General features: G+C 71.7%; 20 protein-coding genes and 2 tRNA genes. 6 read left to right on the top strand and 16 right to left on the bottom strand.

Translation table 11 applies throughout. The annotated features are described in order from the left end of the window. Positions 1-116: 116 nt before the first annotated feature. From JTN19_RS12405 to sppA, 4 genes are all read right to left on the bottom strand, one after another. Entirely contained in the window at positions 117-758 is a 642-nt protein-coding gene (locus tag JTN19_RS12405; protein ID WP_206933011.1) for a phosphoribosylanthranilate isomerase, read from the bottom strand. Further along, positions 755-1,468 (bottom strand): orotidine-5'-phosphate decarboxylase, encoded by a 714-nt coding sequence (gene pyrF, locus JTN19_RS12410; RefSeq protein ID WP_206933013.1) that lies wholly within the window; start codon positions 1,466-1,468, stop codon positions 755-757. The genes JTN19_RS12405 and pyrF overlap by 4 nt, the downstream gene beginning before the upstream one ends. A gap of 46 nt (positions 1,469-1,514) precedes the next feature. Next, positions 1,515-1,817, bottom strand: coding sequence for an integration host factor subunit beta (ihfB, locus tag JTN19_RS12415; RefSeq protein WP_184386350.1), 303 nt, complete (start codon positions 1,815-1,817; stop codon positions 1,515-1,517). Between the two features lie 66 nt (positions 1,818-1,883). Beyond that, entirely contained in the window at positions 1,884-2,801 is a 918-nt protein-coding gene (gene sppA / locus JTN19_RS12420; protein ID WP_206933015.1) for a signal peptide peptidase SppA, read from the bottom strand. Positions 2,802-2,944: 143 nt separating this feature from the next. Between sppA and JTN19_RS12425 the strand changes: the two genes are divergently transcribed. Continuing rightward, positions 2,945-3,019: transfer RNA gene (locus JTN19_RS12425), tRNA-Thr, on the top strand. Between the two features lie 8 nt (positions 3,020-3,027). On the opposite strand, the gene JTN19_RS12430 is transcribed toward JTN19_RS12425, so the two are convergent. The 7 genes from JTN19_RS12430 to JTN19_RS12460 form a co-directional block, all read right to left on the bottom strand. Next, positions 3,028-3,183, bottom strand: a complete 156-nt coding sequence (locus JTN19_RS12430) for a hypothetical protein (protein WP_206933017.1) — start codon at positions 3,181-3,183, stop codon at positions 3,028-3,030. Next, entirely contained in the window at positions 3,180-3,851 is a 672-nt protein-coding gene (locus JTN19_RS12435) for a hypothetical protein (RefSeq protein WP_206933019.1), read from the bottom strand. Before JTN19_RS12435 ends, JTN19_RS12430 begins: the two co-directional genes overlap by 4 nt. A 75-nt stretch (positions 3,852-3,926) precedes the next feature. Continuing rightward, complete coding sequence (locus JTN19_RS12440; RefSeq protein WP_206933027.1) at positions 3,927-5,888, bottom strand: glycosyltransferase; 1,962 nt, start codon at positions 5,886-5,888, stop codon at positions 3,927-3,929. A 3-nt stretch (positions 5,889-5,891) separates the two neighbouring features. Continuing rightward, on the bottom strand, positions 5,892-6,188 hold the full coding sequence (locus JTN19_RS12445) for an HlyD family secretion protein (protein WP_206933029.1): 297 nt from the start codon (positions 6,186-6,188) through the stop codon (positions 5,892-5,894). Beyond that, positions 6,140-7,084 carry a hypothetical protein gene (locus JTN19_RS12450; protein WP_206933031.1) on the bottom strand — a complete coding sequence of 315 codons (945 nt, stop codon included), beginning with the start codon at positions 7,082-7,084 and terminating at the stop codon, positions 6,140-6,142. Before JTN19_RS12450 ends, JTN19_RS12445 begins: the two co-directional genes overlap by 49 nt. A gap of 87 nt (positions 7,085-7,171) precedes the next feature. Continuing rightward, a complete protein-coding gene (locus JTN19_RS12455) occupies positions 7,172-8,155 on the bottom strand; it encodes a 2-dehydropantoate 2-reductase (RefSeq protein ID WP_242531096.1) in 984 nt (327 codons plus the stop codon). Between the two features lie 46 nt (positions 8,156-8,201). After that, positions 8,202-9,716 carry an acyl--CoA ligase gene (locus JTN19_RS12460; RefSeq protein ID WP_206933037.1) on the bottom strand — a complete coding sequence of 505 codons (1,515 nt, stop codon included), beginning with the start codon at positions 9,714-9,716 and terminating at the stop codon, positions 8,202-8,204. Between the two features lie 189 nt (positions 9,717-9,905). Here JTN19_RS12460 and JTN19_RS12465 point away from each other — a divergent pair, with 189 nt between their 5' ends. The 3 genes from JTN19_RS12465 (at position 9,906) to JTN19_RS12475 (ending at position 13,061) form a co-directional block, all read left to right on the top strand. Next, on the top strand, positions 9,906-10,928 hold the full coding sequence (locus JTN19_RS12465) for a Bug family tripartite tricarboxylate transporter substrate binding protein (RefSeq protein WP_242531097.1): 1,023 nt from the start codon (positions 9,906-9,908) through the stop codon (positions 10,926-10,928). A 4-nt stretch (positions 10,929-10,932) separates the two neighbouring features. Then, on the top strand, positions 10,933-11,475 hold the full coding sequence (locus tag JTN19_RS12470) for a tripartite tricarboxylate transporter TctB family protein (RefSeq protein ID WP_206933039.1): 543 nt from the start codon (positions 10,933-10,935) through the stop codon (positions 11,473-11,475). Positions 11,476-11,555: 80 nt separating this feature from the next. After that, positions 11,556-13,061, top strand: a complete 1,506-nt coding sequence (locus JTN19_RS12475; protein WP_206933050.1) for a tripartite tricarboxylate transporter permease — start codon at positions 11,556-11,558, stop codon at positions 13,059-13,061. On the opposite strand, the gene JTN19_RS12480 is transcribed toward JTN19_RS12475, so the two are convergent. The 3 genes from JTN19_RS12480 to JTN19_RS12490 are packed head-to-tail and all read right to left on the bottom strand — an operon-like array spanning position 13,039 to position 16,330. Beyond that, entirely contained in the window at positions 13,039-13,791 is a 753-nt protein-coding gene (locus JTN19_RS12480) for a WecB/TagA/CpsF family glycosyltransferase (RefSeq protein ID WP_242531098.1), read from the bottom strand. The genes JTN19_RS12475 and JTN19_RS12480 overlap by 23 nt on opposite strands. Next, complete coding sequence (locus tag JTN19_RS12485; protein WP_206933051.1) at positions 13,788-14,489, bottom strand: polysaccharide biosynthesis/export family protein; 702 nt, start codon at positions 14,487-14,489, stop codon at positions 13,788-13,790. The genes JTN19_RS12480 and JTN19_RS12485 overlap by 4 nt, the downstream gene beginning before the upstream one ends. After that, complete coding sequence (locus JTN19_RS12490) at positions 14,486-16,330, bottom strand: hypothetical protein (RefSeq protein ID WP_206933053.1); 1,845 nt, start codon at positions 16,328-16,330, stop codon at positions 14,486-14,488. Before JTN19_RS12490 ends, JTN19_RS12485 begins: the two co-directional genes overlap by 4 nt. Before the next feature lie 158 nt (positions 16,331-16,488). Between JTN19_RS12490 and JTN19_RS12495 the strand changes: the two genes are divergently transcribed. After that, the gene (locus JTN19_RS12495) at positions 16,489-18,024 is read left to right on the top strand and encodes an exopolysaccharide biosynthesis polyprenyl glycosylphosphotransferase (RefSeq protein ID WP_206933062.1); all 1,536 of its coding nucleotides are present in this window, start codon (positions 16,489-16,491) and stop codon (positions 18,022-18,024) included. A gap of 7 nt (positions 18,025-18,031) precedes the next feature. Here the strand turns inward: JTN19_RS12495 and JTN19_RS12500 are convergent. Next, positions 18,032-18,108 (bottom strand) — tRNA-Pro (locus JTN19_RS12500). Between the two features lie 88 nt (positions 18,109-18,196). On the opposite strand from JTN19_RS12500, the gene JTN19_RS12505 reads away from it, so the two are divergent. Continuing rightward, positions 18,197-18,646: a c-type cytochrome gene (locus tag JTN19_RS12505; protein WP_191084055.1), complete on the top strand. Its 450-nt coding sequence runs from the start codon at positions 18,197-18,199 to the stop codon at positions 18,644-18,646. A gap of 22 nt (positions 18,647-18,668) precedes the next feature. Here JTN19_RS12505 and JTN19_RS12510 read toward each other — a convergent pair whose 3' ends face one another. Next, entirely contained in the window at positions 18,669-19,316 is a 648-nt protein-coding gene (locus tag JTN19_RS12510) for a carbonic anhydrase (RefSeq protein ID WP_242531099.1), read from the bottom strand. Positions 19,317-19,444 lie beyond the last annotated feature (128 nt).

The following is a 19,444-nucleotide window of genomic DNA, read 5'->3' on the forward strand; positions in this document are numbered from 1 at the left end:
GCGTTCCCGGGACTGAGGTGCGCGGGGGGCGGTGCGGCCCCCCGGGGCCGACAGTGATAGCCAAGCGCGCGGCTTTCCCCAACCCCGGATCGTGCGGGCCCGGACGGCGCCGGCTGTCAGCTGCCCCGCGCGGCCTTGACGAAGGCGGCGACCAGGGCGGGGTCCTTCACCCCGCGCTCCCTCTCCAGCCCGGAAGAGGCATCCACACCCGGCGCGCCAGAGGTGGCGATGGCCTCGGCGACATTGTGCGGCGTGAGGCCGCCGGCCAGCAGCCAGGGCCGGCCGACCGCGAAGCCTCGCACCAGGCGCCATTCGAAGGGCTGGGCGTTGCCCCCGGGCAGCGCGGCGCCGGGCGGCGCCTTGGCGTCCAGCAGCAGCCGGTCCGCCACCGCGGCGTGGGGCGGGATGGCGGCAAGGTCGGCCTCGGTCGCGATGCCCAGCGCCTTCATCACCGGGCGGCGGAAGCGGGCGCGGATTTCGGCGACGCGGGCGGGCGTCTCCTCGCCATGGAGCTGGATGGTGTCGAGCGGCACGGCGGCCAGCGTTTCCGCCAGTTCCTCGTCGGTCGGGTCCACGAAGAGGCCCACCCTTCCCGGCCCGCCCTCGAGCGTGGCCGAGAGGGCACCCGCCTGTTCCGGCGTCAGCGCGCGGGGCGAGGCGGGGAAGAACACGAAACCCACCTCATCCGCGCCCGCTTGGGCAGCCGCCGCCAGGGATTCGGGGGTCGCGATACCGCAGACCTTCACCCAGACGCTCATCGCGGCAGCGCCGCCACGATGGCGCGGGCGGCAGCGCCGGGGTCGGGGGCGGCGGTGATGGGCCGGCCCACCACGATCCAGTCGGCACCGGCGGCCACGGCCTCCTCCGGGGTGGCGACGCGCGCCTGATCACCATGGGCGCTGCCGGCCGGGCGGATGCCGGGCACGACCAGCAGCGGCTCCTCGCCCAGCGCGTCGCGGATCAGCGCCACTTCCCGCGCGGAGCAGACCAGGCCATCGGCGCCGGCCGAGAGCGCCATGCGCGCCAGGCGCAGCACCTGCTGGGCCGGGCCACCGGCCACGCCCACCTCGTGCAGGGTGGCCGCGTCCATGCTGGTCAGCACCGTGACGGCGAGCAGGATGGGGCGCGCTCCGCCGGCCGCCTCCGCCGCCTCGCGCGCAGCCGTGATCATGGCGGCGCCGCCGCCGGCATGCAGCGTGATCATAGCGGGCCCACGGGGGCAGAGGGCGCGCACCGCGCCGGCCACGGTGTTCGGAATGTCGTGCAGCTTCACGTCCAGGAAGACCGGCGCGCGGGCGGTCAGCGCGTCCAGCGCCGCCGGCCCCTCGGCACAGAACAGCTCCAGCCCCAGCTTCAGCACGGCGGGGGCACCCCCCATGCTGTCGGCGAGGGACAGGGCCTCATCGAGGCGCGGGGTATCGAGGGCCGCGATCAGGCGGCCGCCCGGGGCTTGGGGACGAGCGAGCATGCCGCATGCGTTACCCCGGAATCGCGGCGGCGTCAGCCGGGGCGGGTCAGGCGCCCTCGCCGGGGTCCTGGCCGCCATTGACGCGGATCCGCAGTTCCTTGCCCGGGCGGAAATGCGGCATGCCCTTGCTGGCCACGGCCACGCTCTCGCCGGTGCGGGGGTTGCGGCCCTGGCGGGCGTCGCGCTTGCGCGTGGTGAAGGCGCCGAAGCCGCGCAGTTCCACCCGGTCCCCGCGCGCGAGGGCCTTGCTGATCTCCTCGAAGATCGTACCAACCACAAGTTCCACGTCCGGCTGCCGCAAATGCGGGTGCTGGGTGGCCAGATGCGCGATCAACTCGCTTTTTGTCATGGCGCTCCTCGCGACTTCGTACGTCCACACAACCCGATGTGGTCAAGATTGCAGGATGTTCAGCGTTTATCGAAGCGAAATTTGCCAGGGAAATAGGCCTTCCGCGCGAAGCAGGCGCGAAGCTCCTCCCCAGAAGGCATCCGACATGGAGGAAAGTGCACGTTCGGCCGTGCCGCGCGGGTCCAGGTCGCGCACCCTGAGATCGCGCGGGACGTCGTGCTGTTCCGCGAGCCAGACGCGCGCCTCGGCCTCGCCGCCGATGGCATCGAGCAGCCCCAGCGCCATCGCCTGGCGGCCGGTCATGACGCGACCATCGGCCACGGCGCGCACCTGGGCCTCGGGCATGTCGCGCCCGGCGGCGACCATGGCGACGAACTGGGACTGCATGTCCTCGACCACGGCGGCCAGCGTGGCGCGCCCCTCCTCGGTCAGCGGGCGGAAGGGGCTGGGCTGGTCCTTCAGCGGGCCGGAGGTGATGCTTTCCGGCTGAACGCCCAGGCTTTCCAGCAATTCCGCCGCGTTGAAGCTTTGCAGCAGCACGCCGATGGAGCCCGTCAGCGTGGATTCGCGGGCGAAGATGCGGTGCGCCGGCAGGGCCACCATGTATCCGGCCGAGGCGGCGGTGCCGCCCATCACGGCCACCACCGGCTTGCCGGCCGCGCGCACGCGGGCGATGGCGGCGTGGAAGGCCTCGCCACCCGCGACCGACCCGCCCGGACTGTTGATCATGACCAGAAGGGCCCGCATGTCGTCATCGCGCGCGGCGCGTTCCAGCAGGCGCAGGGTGCGGCGGTCCTCGCTGATGGTGCCCGCCAGCGTCAGCCGGGCCACATGCTGCCCGCCCAGCACGCTGGCGGCGGGCCCGGGCCCGCCGAAGATGACGGCCAAGCCCACCACCACGCCGAGGACGAGGGTGGTGCGCCAGAAGGCGAGCTGCCGCTTGAGGCGACGCCGGTCGAGCAGGAGGTCGGGTTCGAGGGCCATGTCCGCTGGTAGCACGGGGCGCGAAATTGCGCGCAATGCAGATGGCGCCTTGCCGCATCGAGGCAAGCCCGGTTGCGCGGGCGGCGCGGCGGGGCTAAGAGCGGGCCGTCAGCGCGGTGGGCCCTGCCCCGCCGCGGATCTGGGCCGACGTAGCACAGCGGTAGTGCAACCGATTCGTAATCGGTAGGTCGCGAGTTCGATTCTCGCCGTCGGCACCACCCCCTTCTCAGTTCAGCATGTTGTTCTTGCGGTAGCGCCGCAACGCGCGTCGGAACGCGCAATCCGCCGCCACATCGAGCCCCTGCTCCGTCGCGACCTCGGCCCAGAGCTGCCGGTCCAGCCGCGACCTCCTCTCCAGCAGGTCATGCGTTCCCGGGGTCATCTCCTCATCGAAAGCCGGTCGCAGCGGGGCCGACGCCAGGGTGGTGACGTTGTGTCGGCCGAGCGGCGCGGGCCGACCCAGGAATTGGCCAAGTTTTGTGCCGAGCGCCCGATCCTCGACCAGCCCACGAAGTCGAACCGGGCCAGGGCCGCGCGGGCGGCCGGCAACAGGAGCCGGTCGGCGGATGAAGGAATGAACCCCTCCGGCGGGACCAGCGGATGCGGAGCCAGCAGCAGGCGAACGAGCACATTGTCGGTCTGGGTGGCCAGAAGAGGGTTCGCGAGGAAACGCCCGAGCGACCCGCGCGCCGCACCCACCCGTTCACCCCAGCCGCCCCAGCCTTGCATCTCCGCCTCGGACTGCCCGCGCCAGAACAGCCAGAGCGAGATGAGACGCGACCACGGCTCGCGCAGCACGGTCAGGAGTTCATGCCGGGGATAGGCGGCGCGCAGCGTGCCCAGCGTCACATGGCCGCGGACGAAGCCGATGCCCTGCGGCCAATCGGACGCCTGCAACCGGATCAGGGAACGCTGGGCCTCGTCCAACTCGTCAAAGGCATCGTAGCTGCCGAACTGGTGCCGGTCGAAGCCGAAGACGTCGCCCGGTGCGGCGGTCGCGGCCCTGATGGCCAAGGCGAAGGCGATACCGGCGGTTTTGGGAACATGCATGAAGGCGAAATGACGCGACATGGCCTTGGCGTAACCCGGTCTCCGCGACAAGGCCAGCCCACTCCATGCCTTGGCCTACATGAACGCCTTGCGGAACAGGATGCCCATGAAGGCCAAGGGGCGCAGGGTCGTGACCGAATGACGGTAGCGGCCGGAAAAGAGCTTCCGCACCAGGGCCGCGCGCTGCTCCGCATCGGCGTCGAAGACCAGTTGGCAATGGTCCGCCCCCGCGGCGCGGACCAGGGCCGGCACCTCGCCGACCTCGGCGATGGACACCACCACGCGCGCATCGGTGGCGGGACGCCCAGGCGCCCGCAGCCGCAGGCGGCAGCCGAGCAGCGAAACATCCTCCAGCACCGCCGGCACCTCCCGCCCCTCCTGGCGCAGCACGGCCGCCTCGCCGGCCAGGAAACGCTCCTCGCGCCGGTAGCGGGGCGCCTCCACGCACATCAGCGAGGCCACCGCCAGCATGATGATGTTGTAGACGCTCCAGAACAGGTTCATGGATTCGGCGGCGGGCGGCGTGCCCTCGATGGGCCCCAGCACCAGGCGCAGCACCATGCCCGCCACGGTCAGGGCCGCGATGGCCAGGAACCAGCCCGCCAGGCTCCATTGCACCACGGTGCGGTCGCGCGTGGCGCCCTTGGCCGTCACCTTGAACTTCTGGTTCTTGTTGCCGAACAGCCCCACCGCGCTGGCCCGCAGCGATTCGCGCGCCACCAGCAGCGACATGCCATCGGCCAGGATGGGCACGTTGGTGCCGCGGCTGACCCAGCCCAGGAAGATGACGCAGCAGATCCAGTAGGGGCCGAGGTGCGAGATCAGCCCATGCAGATCCGTCTGCACCACCACGAGTCCGGTCCACCAATAGAGCACCGGCATCAGCAGGCAGAGGATGCGCAGGATGGGCGTCATGGTCCAGAACAGGACCGTGTCCATGGTGTGCAGCCGCATCAGCAGCGGCGTATTGGCCCCGCGCGAGAAGGGGCCCCAGGGCGTGCGGACGATCTGCATGGTGCCGAGGCACCAGCGGCCGCGCTGCGTCAGGTATTCCTGCAACCCCTCGGGGGCGAGGCCTGCCGTCAGGGGCTCGTTCAGATAGGCGGTCTTGTGGCCAATGCCGGTCAGCTTGATCGAGAGGAGGATGTCCTCGGTCACGCTCTCGGTCGGGAAGCCGCCGATGCGCGCCAGGCAATCCGCCCGCACGATGGAGGAGGTGCCGCAGGAAAACGCCGTGCCATGCGCGTCCTTGGACGCCAGCACCACGTCGAAGAAGAAGCGCTGCTCGTCCGGCACGCGCGCGGCGTCGCCGAGGTTGAGTTGGATGGGGTCGGGGTTGAAGAAATGCTGGGGCGTCTGCACCAGCGCCACCTTGGGGTCATGGAACAGGGCGGCGGCGCGGCGCAGGAAGAGCGGCGTGGCCACGAAATCCGCGTCCAGCACGCCGATGGCATCCGGCTTCTCGTCCAGCGTCATGAGGTGCCAGAAGGTGGCGTTCATGTTGCCCGCCTTGCCGTGGCTGTTGTCGCCGCGGATGCGGTAGTTGGCGCCCAGCCTCTCGCACATCTCGCGCAGCCAGGCGCGCTTGCCGTCATCCAGCACCCAGACGCGGAAGCGCGGATAGTCCTGCGACATGGCGCCCACGATGGTGCGGTAGAGGATCTCCTCCTGCTCGTTGTAGGTCGGAATCAGCAGGTCAATGAGCGGCGGGCCGCCGGGGTGGCTTTCCACCGGATGCGCCGTGGCCTCCGCGCTGCGGTCCAGGGTGCGCGAGAGCACATGCAGCAGCAGCACGCCCGCGAAGCTGCCGATCACCTCCACCACGAAGAAGGCCCAGGCCCCCAGCGCCAACGGGTCCAGCGCCGGCTCGGGCAGCGTCTCGGTCGCGCGCCAGAACAGGTAACGGCCCATCAGCAGGATGGTCAGCCAGGCGCCGACCCACCGCGCCCAGGGGTTGATGGAGGAAATCCAGGGCAGGAACGCCGCCAGTGACAGCACCAGCAGCACGGGCAGGAAGGCTTCCGCCAGCGGGTCCATGGCTCAGTGGAAATGCACGGCGCCGAGGCGGCCCGTCTCGCAGCCCTCCGGCGGCGTCACGGGGCGCAGGATCACCTGCGGCAAAGCGCGCGCCTCACCGGGCGTGAAGCTGGGGGCGACACGCTGGATCACCTCGGCGCGCAGGGCGGGCCCGCCGCCCAGGGGCCGGAACTCCGCCTGCTGGCCGAGATGCGTCTGGCGGAAGCCGCGCTCATCCAGTTCGGCGGTGATGAGGGGGGCGGCGCAGGAAATCAGCCGCGCCAGCTCCTGCCCCGGCCGTACCGTCTTGCCCGGTTGCACCAGCAGGCGGGCCAGCAGGGCGGGCTCCGGCGTCTCGATGGGCGCATTGGCCAGCCGCCCACCCGCGCCGTCTCGGCCTCCAACTGGCGGCGGGTCGCGTCGCGCCGGGCGCGGCGTTCGGCGAGCTGCGTCTCCAGCTCCACCAGCGCGAGGCTCAGGCGGTCCATGTTCTGCTGCGAGACGGAGCGATCGCTCGCATTGTCGGCGGCGAAGATGCCGCGGCGGGCACCTTCCTCCTCGGCGCGCAGCGAGGCCACGCGCTCCGTCGTCGCGGCCGCCTCGTCGCGCGCGACGGCAAGGTCCCGCCGCAGCCCCTGCACGGCGGCGAGGCTGATGATGCCCTGGCGCAGCAGCCGCTCCCCGCGTGAGGCGGCGGCCTCGGCCTCGCGCAGCCGGGCCTGGGCGGCGCCCAGCAGCGCCTCGCCCTCCGCGATGCGGGCGCGGAGCTGGTCCAGGCGGGTCTGGCGAAAGCTGTCGGCCGTGCCGGTCGCGGCGGCGAGCAGCACGCGGGTGGCCTCCATACGGCTGACCAGGGCCGCGACCTCGGCCTCCATCCCCTCCAGCGTGGCGCGCAGCTCATCGAGGCGCTGGGTGTCCACGCGCTCATTCACGATGCTCGCGAAGCTGTCGCCCTGGCCAAACCAGGCGCCGGGCAAATGCGGGTGCATGTCCAGCCGGCCCTCGATGGGGGCGCGCAAGGTCAGTGCCTGGCCGGCCATCAGCGCCTTCTGCGCCTGCACAGTGGAGAAGCGGTCATGCAGGAAGAACAGGGTGGCCCCCACCACCAGCACCGCGAAGCCGATCCGCGCCAGACGGCCGAGCGAGGCCGTCAGCCGTGCGCCCCGCACGGGGTCCGCCCGCGCCGGGGCGGGTTTCGCCGGAGGCAAATTGTCCACGCGCCCGACACTCCAGATGAAAGTCTGGCTTACCTTATGGAATCGCGGCGTGCGCGTGAACCGTTAACCGTTAACGCCTGCCCTGCATCAGAGGCAGCCCGCCGCGCGCGCTCTCGCCCGCAGCAGCGCCAGCACGGTGCGGCAACTGGGCGCGGGGCGTCCGGTCAGTTCCGCGAATTCGACAATGACGCCGAGCAGCGCCTCCACCTCCATGGGCCGCCCGCGCTCCAGGTCCTGCAGCATGGAGGTGCGGTGCGCGCCGACTTCCGCGGCGCCGGCGATGCGCTTGTCCACATCAATGGCGAAGCGCACGCCCAGCGCCTGGCCGATTTCCTGCGCCTCCAGCATCATGGCCCGCGCGAGGTCCCGCAATTCGCCGGGGGCGGTGATGACATCCAGCGTGGTCGAGGTCAGCGCGCTGATCGGGTTGAAGGCGAGGTTGCCCCAGAGCTTCACCCAGATCTCGTCGCGGATCTTGGGCCGCACCGGCGCCTTGAACCCGGCCGCGACCAGGGCCTTGGCAAGGGCCTCCACCCGTGCCGTGCGCTCCCCGGACGGCTCGCCCAGGGTGAAGCGGTCGCCATAGGTATGTTCGATCACGCCGGGCTCGGCCACCTCGGCCGCCGGGTAGACGATGCAGCCGATGGCGCGCTCGGGCGGCAGCAGGCGGGAGACCTCGCCGCCCGGGTCCACGCTTTCCACCCGCCGCCCGTCGAACTCGCCGCCAAACTTGTGGAAATACCACCAGGGAATGCCATTCACGGCCGAGACGAGGGCCGTCTCCGGCCCCAGCAGCTTCGCGATCTGCGGCGCGGCACCCGGCAGCCCCACGGCCTTGAGAGTGATGATGACGGCGTCCTGCGGCCCAGCCTCCTCGGGCGTGGCGACGCAGCGGGGATGCACCACCGTCTCCGCCCCCTCGCTGATCAGCTTCAGGCCATTCGACTGCATGGCCGCCAGGTGCGGGCCGCGGGCGATGATGGTCACCTCGGCGGCCTCCGCGGCGGCGAGCTTGGCCGCCATCAGCCCGCCGATGGCCCCTGCCCCAAAGACGCAAACTTTCATCGCCATGGATTCACGCTCCGCTGCTCCGCCGCTCCGCGACCCAGGGCGTGCATCAAGCCGTCACCCCCAGCTTCTCCGCCAGGCCGATCCGCATGAGCTTGCCCGTGGCGCCCTTGGGAATCTCCGGCAGGAAGACGATTTTCCGGGGAACCTTGAAGTCCGCAAGCTGGCGGGCCGCGAAGTCGCGCAATTCGCGCTCGCTCACCTCCTGGCCTTCGCGCAGCACGATGGCGGCCCCCACCTCCTCGCCCAGCATCTTGTGCGGGATGGAGAAGGTCAGCGCCTGCGCGACCGCGGGGTGGGCGGAGAGCACGCCATCCACCTCCAGCGGACTCACCTGCTCGCCGCCGCGCTTGATGAGCTCCTTCAGCCGCCCGGTCAGCACCAGGTAGCCATCGGCGTCCAGCATCCCCTGGTCGCCGGTGCGGAACCAGCCGTTCGTGAAGGCCTTGGCGTTGGCGTCGGGGTTGTTGTCGTAGCCCGCCGTCACGTTGGGGCCGCGGATCACCACCTCGCCGATGCCACCCTGCGGGAGGATCCTGCCGTCCTCGTCCATGATGGCGACCTCGGGGCCGGCGGGCAGGCCGACAGCGCCAGGCTTGCGCGCGCCGCGCAGCGGGTTGGAGGCCATCTGGTGCGCGGCCTCGGTCATGCCGTAGCTCTCGACGAGTGGGCAGCCGAAAGCCTTCTCCATCGCCTCCATCACCGGGCCGGGGAGCGAGGCGGAGGAGGAGCGGATGAAGCGCAGCGGCGCGCGTGCGATGACGTCCGCGTTGCGCTCGGCGCGGGCCAGGATCACCTGGTGCATGGTGGGGACGGCCGTGTACCAGCTGGGCCGTTCCTCCTCGAGCAGGCGGAAGAAGCGCATCCCGTCGAAGCCCGGCGTGCAGACCACGGCACCGCCGGCCGCGACGGAAGACAGCACCGCCGCGATCAGCCCATGGATGTGGAAGAGCGGCATGATGTTCAGGCAGACATCCGCCTCGGTCAGTTCCAGCGTGGCGCCAATATGCGCGGCCGAGGCGCAGATGTTGCGCTGGCTCAGCGGCACGATCTTGGGCCGCGCCGTGGTCCCGGAGGTATGGAGCACCAACGCCCCATCCTCGGCGTCGCCCATGCCGGGGCGGGCGGCGGTGCCGGGGGTGCCGCCCTCCAGGGTGAAATCGCCGGCGGCTTCGCCCGGCACCAGTTCCAGCACGGGAATGCCCAACCCCTCGGCGGCGGCGCGGGCGGAGGTCTCGACGCCCCGCTGCACCACCAGGGCGCGGGGCTTGAGGTCCTCCAGGTAGAAGGCGAACTCGTCCTGCTTGTAGGCGGGGTTGAGCGGCGCGGTGCAGGCACCCGCCGCGATGCAGAGGAAGGAAGCCGCCATCTCGGGCCCGTTGGGCAGCACGATGGCCACGCGTTCGCCCCGGCCGATGCCGCGCCCGTTCAGGGTGGCCACGGTGCGGGCGGCGAGGTCGCGCAGCGCGCCATGGGTCAGGGCCGGACGACCGGGGGCACGAAGCGCCGGTGCTTCGGCGGCGCCGCGCGCCAGGAGGTCGGAAAGACGGGTCGCGGATGTCATGGCCAATGCGATGTCCTCAAACGAAACTCCAGAAAGCATGGGATCATTTCACTAAAGCGAAAAGTCGAGCCGGCCGATTTTCAGAATTTTCATTGCTTCACATCAAGTTGACACCTTTGCAAAACGAAGCCCTTCCACCGGGCGGACTTTACGGCATTTTCAAAGGGCCAGCGAGAAAGGGCCCCGACCATGATGCTTCGCCGTCGTCAGCTTGCCGCAATGGGCGCCGGGCTGGGTGTCGCCGCCCTCGCCACCCCTGCCCTGGCCCCCTCTGCTCTGGCGCAGGCCGCCTGGCAGCCGCAGCGCCCGGTGCAGTTCCTTGTTCCCGCCGGCACGGGCGGCGGCGCGGACCAGATGGCCCGCGTCATTCAGGGCATCGTCAGCAAGCACAGCCTGATGCGCCAGCCCATCATGGTGGTGAACAAGGCGGGCGGCGCGGGCGCCGAGGGCTTCCTCGAGGCGCGCAACAGCCGCGGCAACCCGCATGTGCTGATCATCAGCCTGTCGAACCTGTTCACCACGCCGATGTCCACCGGCATCCCGTTCTCCTGGCGCGACCTGACGCCCATCCGGATGATGGCGCTGGACGAATTCGTGCTCTGGGTGAATGCCGAGAGCCCCTGGCAGAACGTGGCGCAGTTCGTGGAGGCCGCGCGCGCCGGGCGCCTGCGGATGGGCGGCACCGGCTCTCGCCAGGAAGACCAGATCATCACCGTCGCCCTGCAGCGCGCTACGGGCGCCACCTTCACCTATGTGCCCTTCCGGGGCGGCGGCGAGGTGGCGACGCAGCTGGTCGGCCGGCACATCGACAGCACGGTGAACAACCCGATCGAGGCCGTGACGCATTGGCGCGCCGGCACGCTGCGCCCCCTCTGCGTCTTCGACAGCCGTCGCCTGCCGGGCGAGGGCCGTGTCACCGAGAGCATGGGTTGGCAGGACATCCCGACCTGCAAGGAAAGCGGGTTGGACGTGGAATACCTGATGCTGCGCGGCATCTTCGGCGCGCCCGGCATCACCCCCGCGCAGACCGCCTTCTGGGTGAACCTGCTCGAACGCGTCTCCGAAACGCCCGAATGGCGCGAACTGATGGCCCAGGGCGCCTTCAACACCACCAGCCTGACCGGCGCGCCCTTCGCCGAATGGCTGACCCGCGAGGAGGAACGCCACCGCACACTGATGCGCGAAGCGGGCTTCCTGGCGGCGGGGGGCTGAGACGATGAGCATCACCACCCAGGACAGCGTCCTCATCCCCAGCGCCGAGGCGGCCGCCGAGCGTGGCCCGAGCCAACGTGGCATGGAAATCGCGACCGCCGTCGTGCTGATGGCGGCGGGCGGCATCGGCATGATGGACAGCCTCCGCATCGGCGCGGGCTGGGGGGCGGATGGCCCGCAATCGGGCTACTTCCCCTTCTGGCTCGGCGCCATCCTGGCGCTGGCGAGCCTGGGCAACCTGGTGGTCGCGCTGCGCGACCACCGGCGCGGCGCGCGCGGGCCGCGCTTCGCCACCTGGGGGCAGTTGGCGCTGGTGGCGCAGGTCTTCGTGCCGACCGCCATCTATGTGGCCGTGATCCCGCTGGTGGGCATCTATGTCAGCTCCGCCGTGTTGGTGGGCTTCTTCATGCGGCGCTTCGGCGAATTCCGGATGGTGACCTCGATGCTGTCCGGGGCCGCCGCCGCCCTCGTCTCCTTCGTCATCTTCGAGATCTGGTTCCTGGTCGCCCTGCCCAAGGGGCCGCTCGAGACCGCGCTCGGCTACTGACCTCGCCCTCCAGCAACGGCCCCACCCGGCGCGCGGACACCCCGCGCGCGGCCTGACGGGCGCGCGCCGCGGGAACCGACATGGAAGAGATCCAGCTCCTGGGCCACGGCTTCGCCGTCGCGCTCCAATGGGAAAACCTGCTGCTGATGGTGGCGGGCATCGTGCTCGGCGTGCTCATCGGCGTACTGCCGGGGCTGGGGGGGGCCAACGGCATCGCCATCCTGCTGCCGCTGACCTTCACCCTGCCGCCGGTCAGCGCCATCATCCTGCTCTCCTGCATCTACTGGGGCGCGCTGTTCGGGGGGGCCATCACCTCCATCCTGTTCAACATCCCGGGTGAGCCCTGGTCGGTCGCCACCACCTTCGACGGCTACCCGATGGCGCAGCAGGGGCGCGCCGGGGAGGCGCTGACAGCGGCCTTCACCTCCTCCTTCGTGGGCGCCTTCATCGCGGTGGTGATGATCACCTTCCTCGCCCCGCTCGTCGCGCAGTTCGCGCTGCAATTCGGCCCGCCGGAATTCTTCGCGGTGATGTTTCTTTCGTTTGCCTGCTTCATCGGCCTGGCGCGCGGGTCGCCGCTGAAGGCGCTGGCGGCGATGATGTTCGGCTTCCTGCTGGCCGGTGTGGGCATGGATGGCGTCACGGGCCAGTTGCGGATGACCTTCGGCTCCATGGAGCTGATGCGTGGCATTGACTTCCTGGTGGTGGTGATCGGCCTCTTCGGCCTGTCCGAGATCTTCCAGTCCATCGAGGAAGGGCTGCGGTTCAAGGGGGCGAAGGCGCGCATCACCCTCGGCACCGTGCTGCGCACCTGGGCCGAGCTGCCGCGGCACTGGGCGCTGTTCATCCGCTCCTCGCTGATCGGCTGCTGGATGGGCATCACGCCGGCGGGCGCCACGCCGGCCTCCTTCATGTCCTATGGCGTGGCGCGGCGGATGGCGAAGGACAAGGACAGCTTCGGGCGCGGCCGCATGGAGGGCGTGGTGGCGCCCGAGACGGCGGCGCACGCGGCCGGCACCTCGGCCCTGCTGCCCATGCTTTCGCTGGGTGTCCCGGGCTCGCCCACCGCCGCCGTGCTGCTGGGCGGCCTCATCATGTGGGGGTTGCAGCCGGGGCCCATGCTGTTCGTCGAGCAGAAGGATTTCGTCTGGGGGCTCATCGCCTCCATGTATCTCGGCAACATCGTGGGCCTCATCATCGTGCTGGCGGCGGTGCCCTGGTTCGCGGCCATCCTGCGCGTGCCCTTCTCCATCATCGCCGCCATCATCCTGATGGTCTGCGCCATCGGCGCCTATACGGTGAACTCGGCCGAGTTCGACGTGGTGCTGATGCTGATCTTCGGCGTGATCGGCTACGTGATGAAAAAGCTGGACTACCCCTTGGCACCGCTGGTGCTGGCACTGGTGCTGGGCGACCGCACGGAGGAGAGCTTCCGCCAGTCCCTGCTGCTGAGCGAAGGCTCGCTGGCCGTGTTCTTCTCCAACTGGCTGGTGGGCGGGATCATGACGCTGGGGCTCGTCATGCTGTTCTACCCGACGCTGTCGAAGCTCTGGGCGCCGCGGGTCAGCCCCGCTGGCGCCGCCTGAGGGCCAGGCGCAGGGCGATGCCCACCGCAGGCATCGAATCCACCAGGTAGCGCCGCCACAACCGGCGCGGCTCGCTGAGCAGGCGGAACAGCCACTCCAGCCCCGCCCGCTGCATCCAGACCGGCGCGCGCCGCACCTGCCCCACCAGGAAACGCAGCGCGCTGCCGACGGCGAGGCCGGTGCCCGTCAGCCCCGGCTCGATGGCGAGGCGCTGGAGGAAGGTTTCCGAAGCGGGCGCGCCGGTGATGACGAAGACGAAGCGCGCCGGGTGCGCCCGCACGAAATCCAGCGCCGCCTGCACGGCGGCAGGGTCCGCCGCCCAACCCATGGGCGGGACATGCAAATGCAGCGCCGTCAGGCCGAAGCGTGCGCGCAGCGCCTCGGCCAGCAAGGCATCGCCCCCCACCAGCACCAGCGCATCCCCGGGCGCAATCACCCGCTCGAAGAGCAGCCGCGTCAGGTCGCTGCCCGTCGCCACAGGAAAGCCCTCTCCGGTGGCGAGGCGATGCAGGCGGGACAGCACCCGGCTGTCATTCAGCCGCAGCCAGGCCGCGTCATAGGCGGCGCGCAGGGGGTGCGCGGGCTCGGCCAGCAAGGCCAGATGCTGGGCATTGGCGGTGACGACATAGGCGAAGGGCGCGGCCGGGTCGCGCGCCGCAAGGGCGGCCAGCGCGCCCTCCGTGTCGAGGGGGGCGAGGCCGATCACCCCCAGCATCACCCGGTCGGTCAAAACGTCCCGGCCGTGGCGCCACGGTTGATGGTGTAGCTGAACCCCCGCGAGAAGGGCAGCGTGCGGTTGATGGCCTGGTCCACGAAATTGGCCACCTCCGCGATGCGGCTGCGCGGCACGAAGACGATGTCGCCCGGAAAGAGCGGCACGTCGGCCTCCGCCCGCGCGGCGAAGCCCTGCAGGTTCACGGTGCGGAGCATGGGGCGGTTGTCGGGGTCGCGGCGGATCAGCACCACCTCGTTCATCCGCGCCTCCGGCGTGAAGCCGCCGGCCAGCATGATGGCCTCCAGCACGCCGCGACGGCCCACCAGCGGGAAGGCGCCGGAGCGCTCCACCATGCCGCCCACGAAGACCTGGTTGGCGGCGGTCTCGTCAAAGGCCACGCTGACCTCGGGGTTCAGCAGCAGGCGGCGCGAGGCCTGGGCGATGGCGGCCTCCGCCTCGGCGGGCGAAAGGCCGCCCACCCGCACCCGCCCGGCGGCCCGCAGGGCAATAGTGCCGTCGGGGCCGACCAGCGCCGCCTCGTTCAACTCGGGCGTCAGGCGGAAGCGGACGTTCAGCCGGTCGCCGGGGCCGAAGCGATAGACGGGGGGCGCGTCGGTCCAGGCGGTGAAGCCCTCGGGCCGCTGCTGCTGCACGCGGATCTCCTGCCCGGTGCAGGCGGCCAGCAGGGGCAGGACCAGCAGGGCGCGCCTCATGCCGTCCGCGCGCCTTCCGTCCAGAACAGGCCGAAGAAGCGCCCGCCGCCGGATTGCACCTGGCCGATCATCTCCTGGGCCGCCGGCCCGCGCGTGCGGCCGCACCCCACCACCAGGATATTGCCGTCCACCAGCGCGGAGAGGCGCCGTCGGGCATAGTGGTCCATCTCCTTGCCACCGATCAGCACGCAGACGTCGAAGGCGGACCGCAGCCGGTCGGCCATGTGCAGCACGCCCGCCTCCAGCGCGTGGGGCGTCATCAGCGCGGCCTCGCGCCGCTGGTAGGTGACCCAGAGGCGCGGCACCCCGGTCGCATGGGCGAAAACGCCCTCGGGCGAGGGAATGGGTGGCTGCGCCGGGTCGCCCAGCGTAGCGAGGTGGCGGCGGCCATCGCCATCCAGGTCAATCAGCGCCACCGACAGCCCGTGGGTACGCGCCAGTTCCACCGCTAGGGCGCGGGCGGCGGCGTCCCGCCCATCCCCGGCGGCGGTGCCGAGGAATTGCACCATCTGGGCGTGGCCGGGCGGCGCGCCGTCCAGCAGTTGCACGGCGAGGCTCGCGATGGCGAGGGGTGTGCCGGCCCGGCCTTGCGCCGGCATCGCGCCCAGCCCGGCAAGGCCGGTGGCGCGCTCGGCCTCGGCCGGGTGCAGGAAGACGGCGCGCCAGCGGGTCAGCAGCGCGCCCAGCAACAGGGCGCAGAGCAGGCCCAGCGCCACACCGGCCGCGACCCAGAGCCGGCCGGGATGGGTGGTGCCGGGACGCAGGGTCGCGGCCTCCGGCACACCCACCGGGGCCGCCTGCTGCACCGGCCGGGCGGCGAGGCGCGCGGCCAGGGCGGCGCGCTCGCGGCCGGGTTCCAGGGCGGCCAGGAGCGCGGCGGCACGGGCCTCCGCCTCGGCGCGGAGCCTTGTGGTTTCGGCGATTTCCTCGGCCAGGGCATCGCGGGCGATGCGCGCGTCCAGCACCTGGCCCGCCAGCCCGTCCAGCAGGGGGTTGCGTTCCTCCCGCGCGGTCTCGACACGCTGGCCGCTCGCCTGGGCCAGGGCGCGGCGGGCGTCGGTGATGCGTGCCTCCAGCTCCGCCAGCATGGGCGCGTCGGGCTGGTATTGGGCGCGCATGCGGGCGCGCTCGGCCAGCAGGCGCGTCAGCAGGGTGCGGGGTTCCTCCACCAGGGGCGCGTTGCTGCGCTCCACGGCGCCCAGCACGCGGCCGGGCTGGGCGGCGAGCGCGGCCTCGGCGGCGGCCAGGCGGCCTGTCGCGGCCGCGCGTTGGGCGGCCAGGGCGTCCAGCCGCTCGGCCAGGCGCTGGCGGTGCGCGATGGCGGCGGCGGCCTCCCGCTCCAGGTCGAGCGCGCCCAGGCGGGCGGTGGTGGCGCGCGCCTCCTCCTCCAGGGCGGCGAGCCGGGCCGCGAGGCGCGTGGCCTCGGCGTCGGACCAGAACCTCTCACGGGCTGTAAGCCAGGCGCGGACCATCGCTTCGACCTGCGCCGTGGCGGCCGCAGGGTCGGGGTGCGGCAGGACGAGGCGCAGCACCCGCCCCTCTGCCAGGATGTCCATACGTGGCGGGCCGGCGGTCGCATCGGTCACGCGGGGCGCCTGCTCACGCAGCAGGGCGGCCTCGGCCAGGGCTTCCTGCGGCGCGTCCAGGCGCAGCAGCATCTCGGCCTCGTGCAGGGGCGGCACGCGCGTGGCAAGCAGGATGGCCAGCGCCGGGGGGAGCAGCAGCGCCACCAGCATCCAGGGGGCATGCCAGCGCGCCGTCGCCCACCAGCCATGGCGGCGCGACCAGCCCGCCGAAGGGCGTGGGGTGAAGCCCGGGGTACCGATCCGCAGGGTGGCCAAACGCGATGTCCCCAGCAAAGGATGTCGGCCATCAGGGCCATGGCGGGCAATGCGACGAAAGCCGGGCGACGCGCCCTCTTCCGTTACCTCGAGTTTATGCCGCGCGCGGGGCCCGGACAAGCATTCGCCGAGCATTGCCGCGCCGCGAGGCTGTTCCTTTGTCGGAAGCGCGCTATCCTCCACTTGAGGTTCACGCCTCGGGGGAGGGCCCACTGTCCGAAATCCTGTCCGCGACCGGCATCGCCGCGCCGCCCTCGGCCGGCGGCGCCTCGCCGGTGGCGCTGCTGCGCCAGATGGCGGGGTTCGCCGACCTGCTGGCCCTCGCCCTCGCCGGCCTCGTCTGGACGCGGGCGGGGCCGACGCCGCTCGCCTTCTCGCCGCTGGAGGCCGCGCTCATCGCCTTCCTCCTGCCGGTGATGACCGTCTTGCTGATGCGCGCCTTCGGGCCCGTCCATCTGGGCCAGATGATGCGCCTGCCCTGGACCGTGCTGGAGGCCATGGCCTATCCGGCACTGGTCGGCCTCGCGGCCGCGCTGCTGTCGCTGGCCGCGCTGGGGGGCCAGGCCACCCACGCCCTTGTGCTGTGGCCGGCGCTTGCGGGCATGTTGCTGATGGCGTCCCGCCTGCTCGTCTCCGCGGCCGCGCAGGTCGGCGTGCGGCAGGGCTGGCTGCGGCGGCGCATCGCCATCATCGGCGCCACCGAGGAGGCGGAGGGGCTGATCGCGGATTTGACCGCGCCCGAGAATTCCGAACCGCCCGACCTGGTGGGCATCTTCGACGACCGCGACGCGACGCGCCGCCCCGCCGCCCTGCATGGCGTGCCGGTGTGCGGCGATGTGCGCGTGCTGGCGGGACTCGCGGCGCGGGAGCGGATTGACGTCATCGTCATCGCGCTGCCGATGCGCCGCGCCATAGACATCCTGCGCGTGATCCAGCAGGTGCAGTGGCTCTCCTCCGACGTGATGGTCATGCTGGGGGGCGACAACGCCGCGCCGCAGGGGGCGCCACGCCCGCTCATCGCCGGGCGGCCGGCGCTGCGCCTGGTGCGCGCGCCCGTGCCGGGCGCCGCCATCCTGGTGAAGGAGGCGGTGGACAAGCTTCTGGCGGCCGCCCTGGCCATGGTGGTGATGCCGATCCTGGTGGTGGCCGCCATCGCGATCCGGCTGGAGAGCCCCGGGCCCGTCCTGTTCCGCCAGCGGCGGGTGGGCCAGTTCGGCCGGCCCTTCGAGGTGCTGAAGCTGCGGACCCTGCGCGTGGACCCGGCCGATGACGGGCGCCGCGGCGTGCGCGAGGGCGACCGCCGCATCACCCGCGTGGGCGCCTTCCTGCGCGCGACCTGCATCGACGAGATGCCGCAGATCATCAACGTGCTGCGCGGCGAGATGAGCTTCGTGGGCCCCCGCCCGCACGTCCCCGGCATCGAGGTGGCAGGGGTGCCGATGGAAGAGATCGTGCCCGGCTATGGCGCGCGGCACCGGCTGAAGCCCGGCATCACCGGCTGGGCACAGGTCAATGGGCTGTCCGGCACCATCGCGGGCCCGGCCATGGCGCGGGAGGTGGTGGGGCATGACCTGGCCTACCTCTCCGAATGGTCGCTCTGGCTGGATCTGCGCATCCTGGCGCGGACGGCCGCCGTGTTCATGCTGGGCCGCGACGCCTTCGAGGCCCGGCGCCATGACTGGCGGGATGTCTGAAAACGGCTGGTCGGAGTGAGAGGATTCGAACCTCCGGCCCCTGCGTCCCGAACACAGTGCTCTACCAGGCTGAGCTACACTCCGGCGCCGTGCGGGTCTCTTAACGTTACGGCGCTTGGCGGGCAAGCCGGGGGTGTGCAATGAAAAGCCTCAACCTGTGAGCGACAGCCGAATGTCAAAGCCACTCCTCATCGGTCTCGGCCTGCTGGCCCTGCTGGGCACCGCCGCGGCGCAAACCAACCCCGCCCAGATCGTCCAGGAGCGCCGCGACGGGCTGCGCGCCGTGGGCGCCCACATGGAGGCCATGGCGGCCATCGCGCGCGCGGGTAGCGACCCCCGCCCGGCCGCCGAGCGGGTGGCCGCCGTGCAGGCCTTCTTCGTGAACTTCCCCGCCCGTTTCCCGGAAGGCACGGCGCGCGGGACCGCGGGGCTCGACACCCGCGCCCTGCCCGAGATCTGGACCGACCGCGCGACCTTCGAGCGCGTCGCCGCCGCCCTCCCCGCGCGCCTCGAAGCGCTGAACGCCGCCGCGCAGTCGGGCGACGCCCGCGCCTTCGGCGCCGCCCTGCAGGCCACAGGCGCGGCCTGCGGCGACTGCCACCGGCCCTTCCGCGCGCGGTAGCGCACGGAAGGGGGGCAGGACCTCAGACCAGCTCGACCCTCCCGGTGGCGAGGTCGTAGATTCCGCCCCGCACCGCGAGTTCGCCCCGCGAGATCAGCCCCGCCAGAATGGGCGAGGCCGTCTCCAGCGCCCGCACATTGTGCCGGACGTTGGAGACCAGCGCCCGGCGGGTCGGCTCATCGCCGCCAGGCCCCGCCATCGCGGGCTCGATGCCCGGGTTCATGGCCGTGACCAGCCCGGCGATGTTGCCGGGCAGGGCGTTGCCGCCCTGGCGCAGCGCGTCCACGGTGGCATTGACCGCCCCGCAGCTCGTATGGCCCAGGACCAGGATCAGCTTCGTCCCGAGCACGGCGGCGCCGAATTCGAGGCTGCCCATCCCCTCCGTCGTCACGAAATTGCCCGCGACGCGCACCACGAAGAGGTCGCCGGGGTTCTGGTCGAAGGCGAGTTCCGGCGCGACGCGGGAATCCGCGCAGCCCAGCACCGCCGCGAAGGGTGACTGACCCTGGGCGAGGGCGGCGCGGCGCGCGGAGAAGTCACGCCGGCGCGGTTGGTCGGCGGCATAGCGGGCATTGCCTTCCACCAGGGCTTGCAGGGCGGCGGCGGGGGTGGCCGGCGCGGCAGCATTTCCTTGCGCCAGCGCGGGTGAAACAAGGGAGGTGGCAAGCATCCCCGCACCGGTGGCAAACATTGCTCGCCGTGGCAGCCGCGGCCCCTCACATGAGATGCACATGTCGTTCCTTCCTTGTTGTATCCGGGTATTTCTTATGCCCGGAGTGAATTTCACAAGGTAAATCG

Source organism: Roseococcus thiosulfatophilus (assembly GCF_017311575.1).
In the GTDB taxonomy this organism is placed as follows: domain Bacteria; phylum Pseudomonadota; class Alphaproteobacteria; order Acetobacterales; family Acetobacteraceae; genus Roseococcus; species Roseococcus thiosulfatophilus.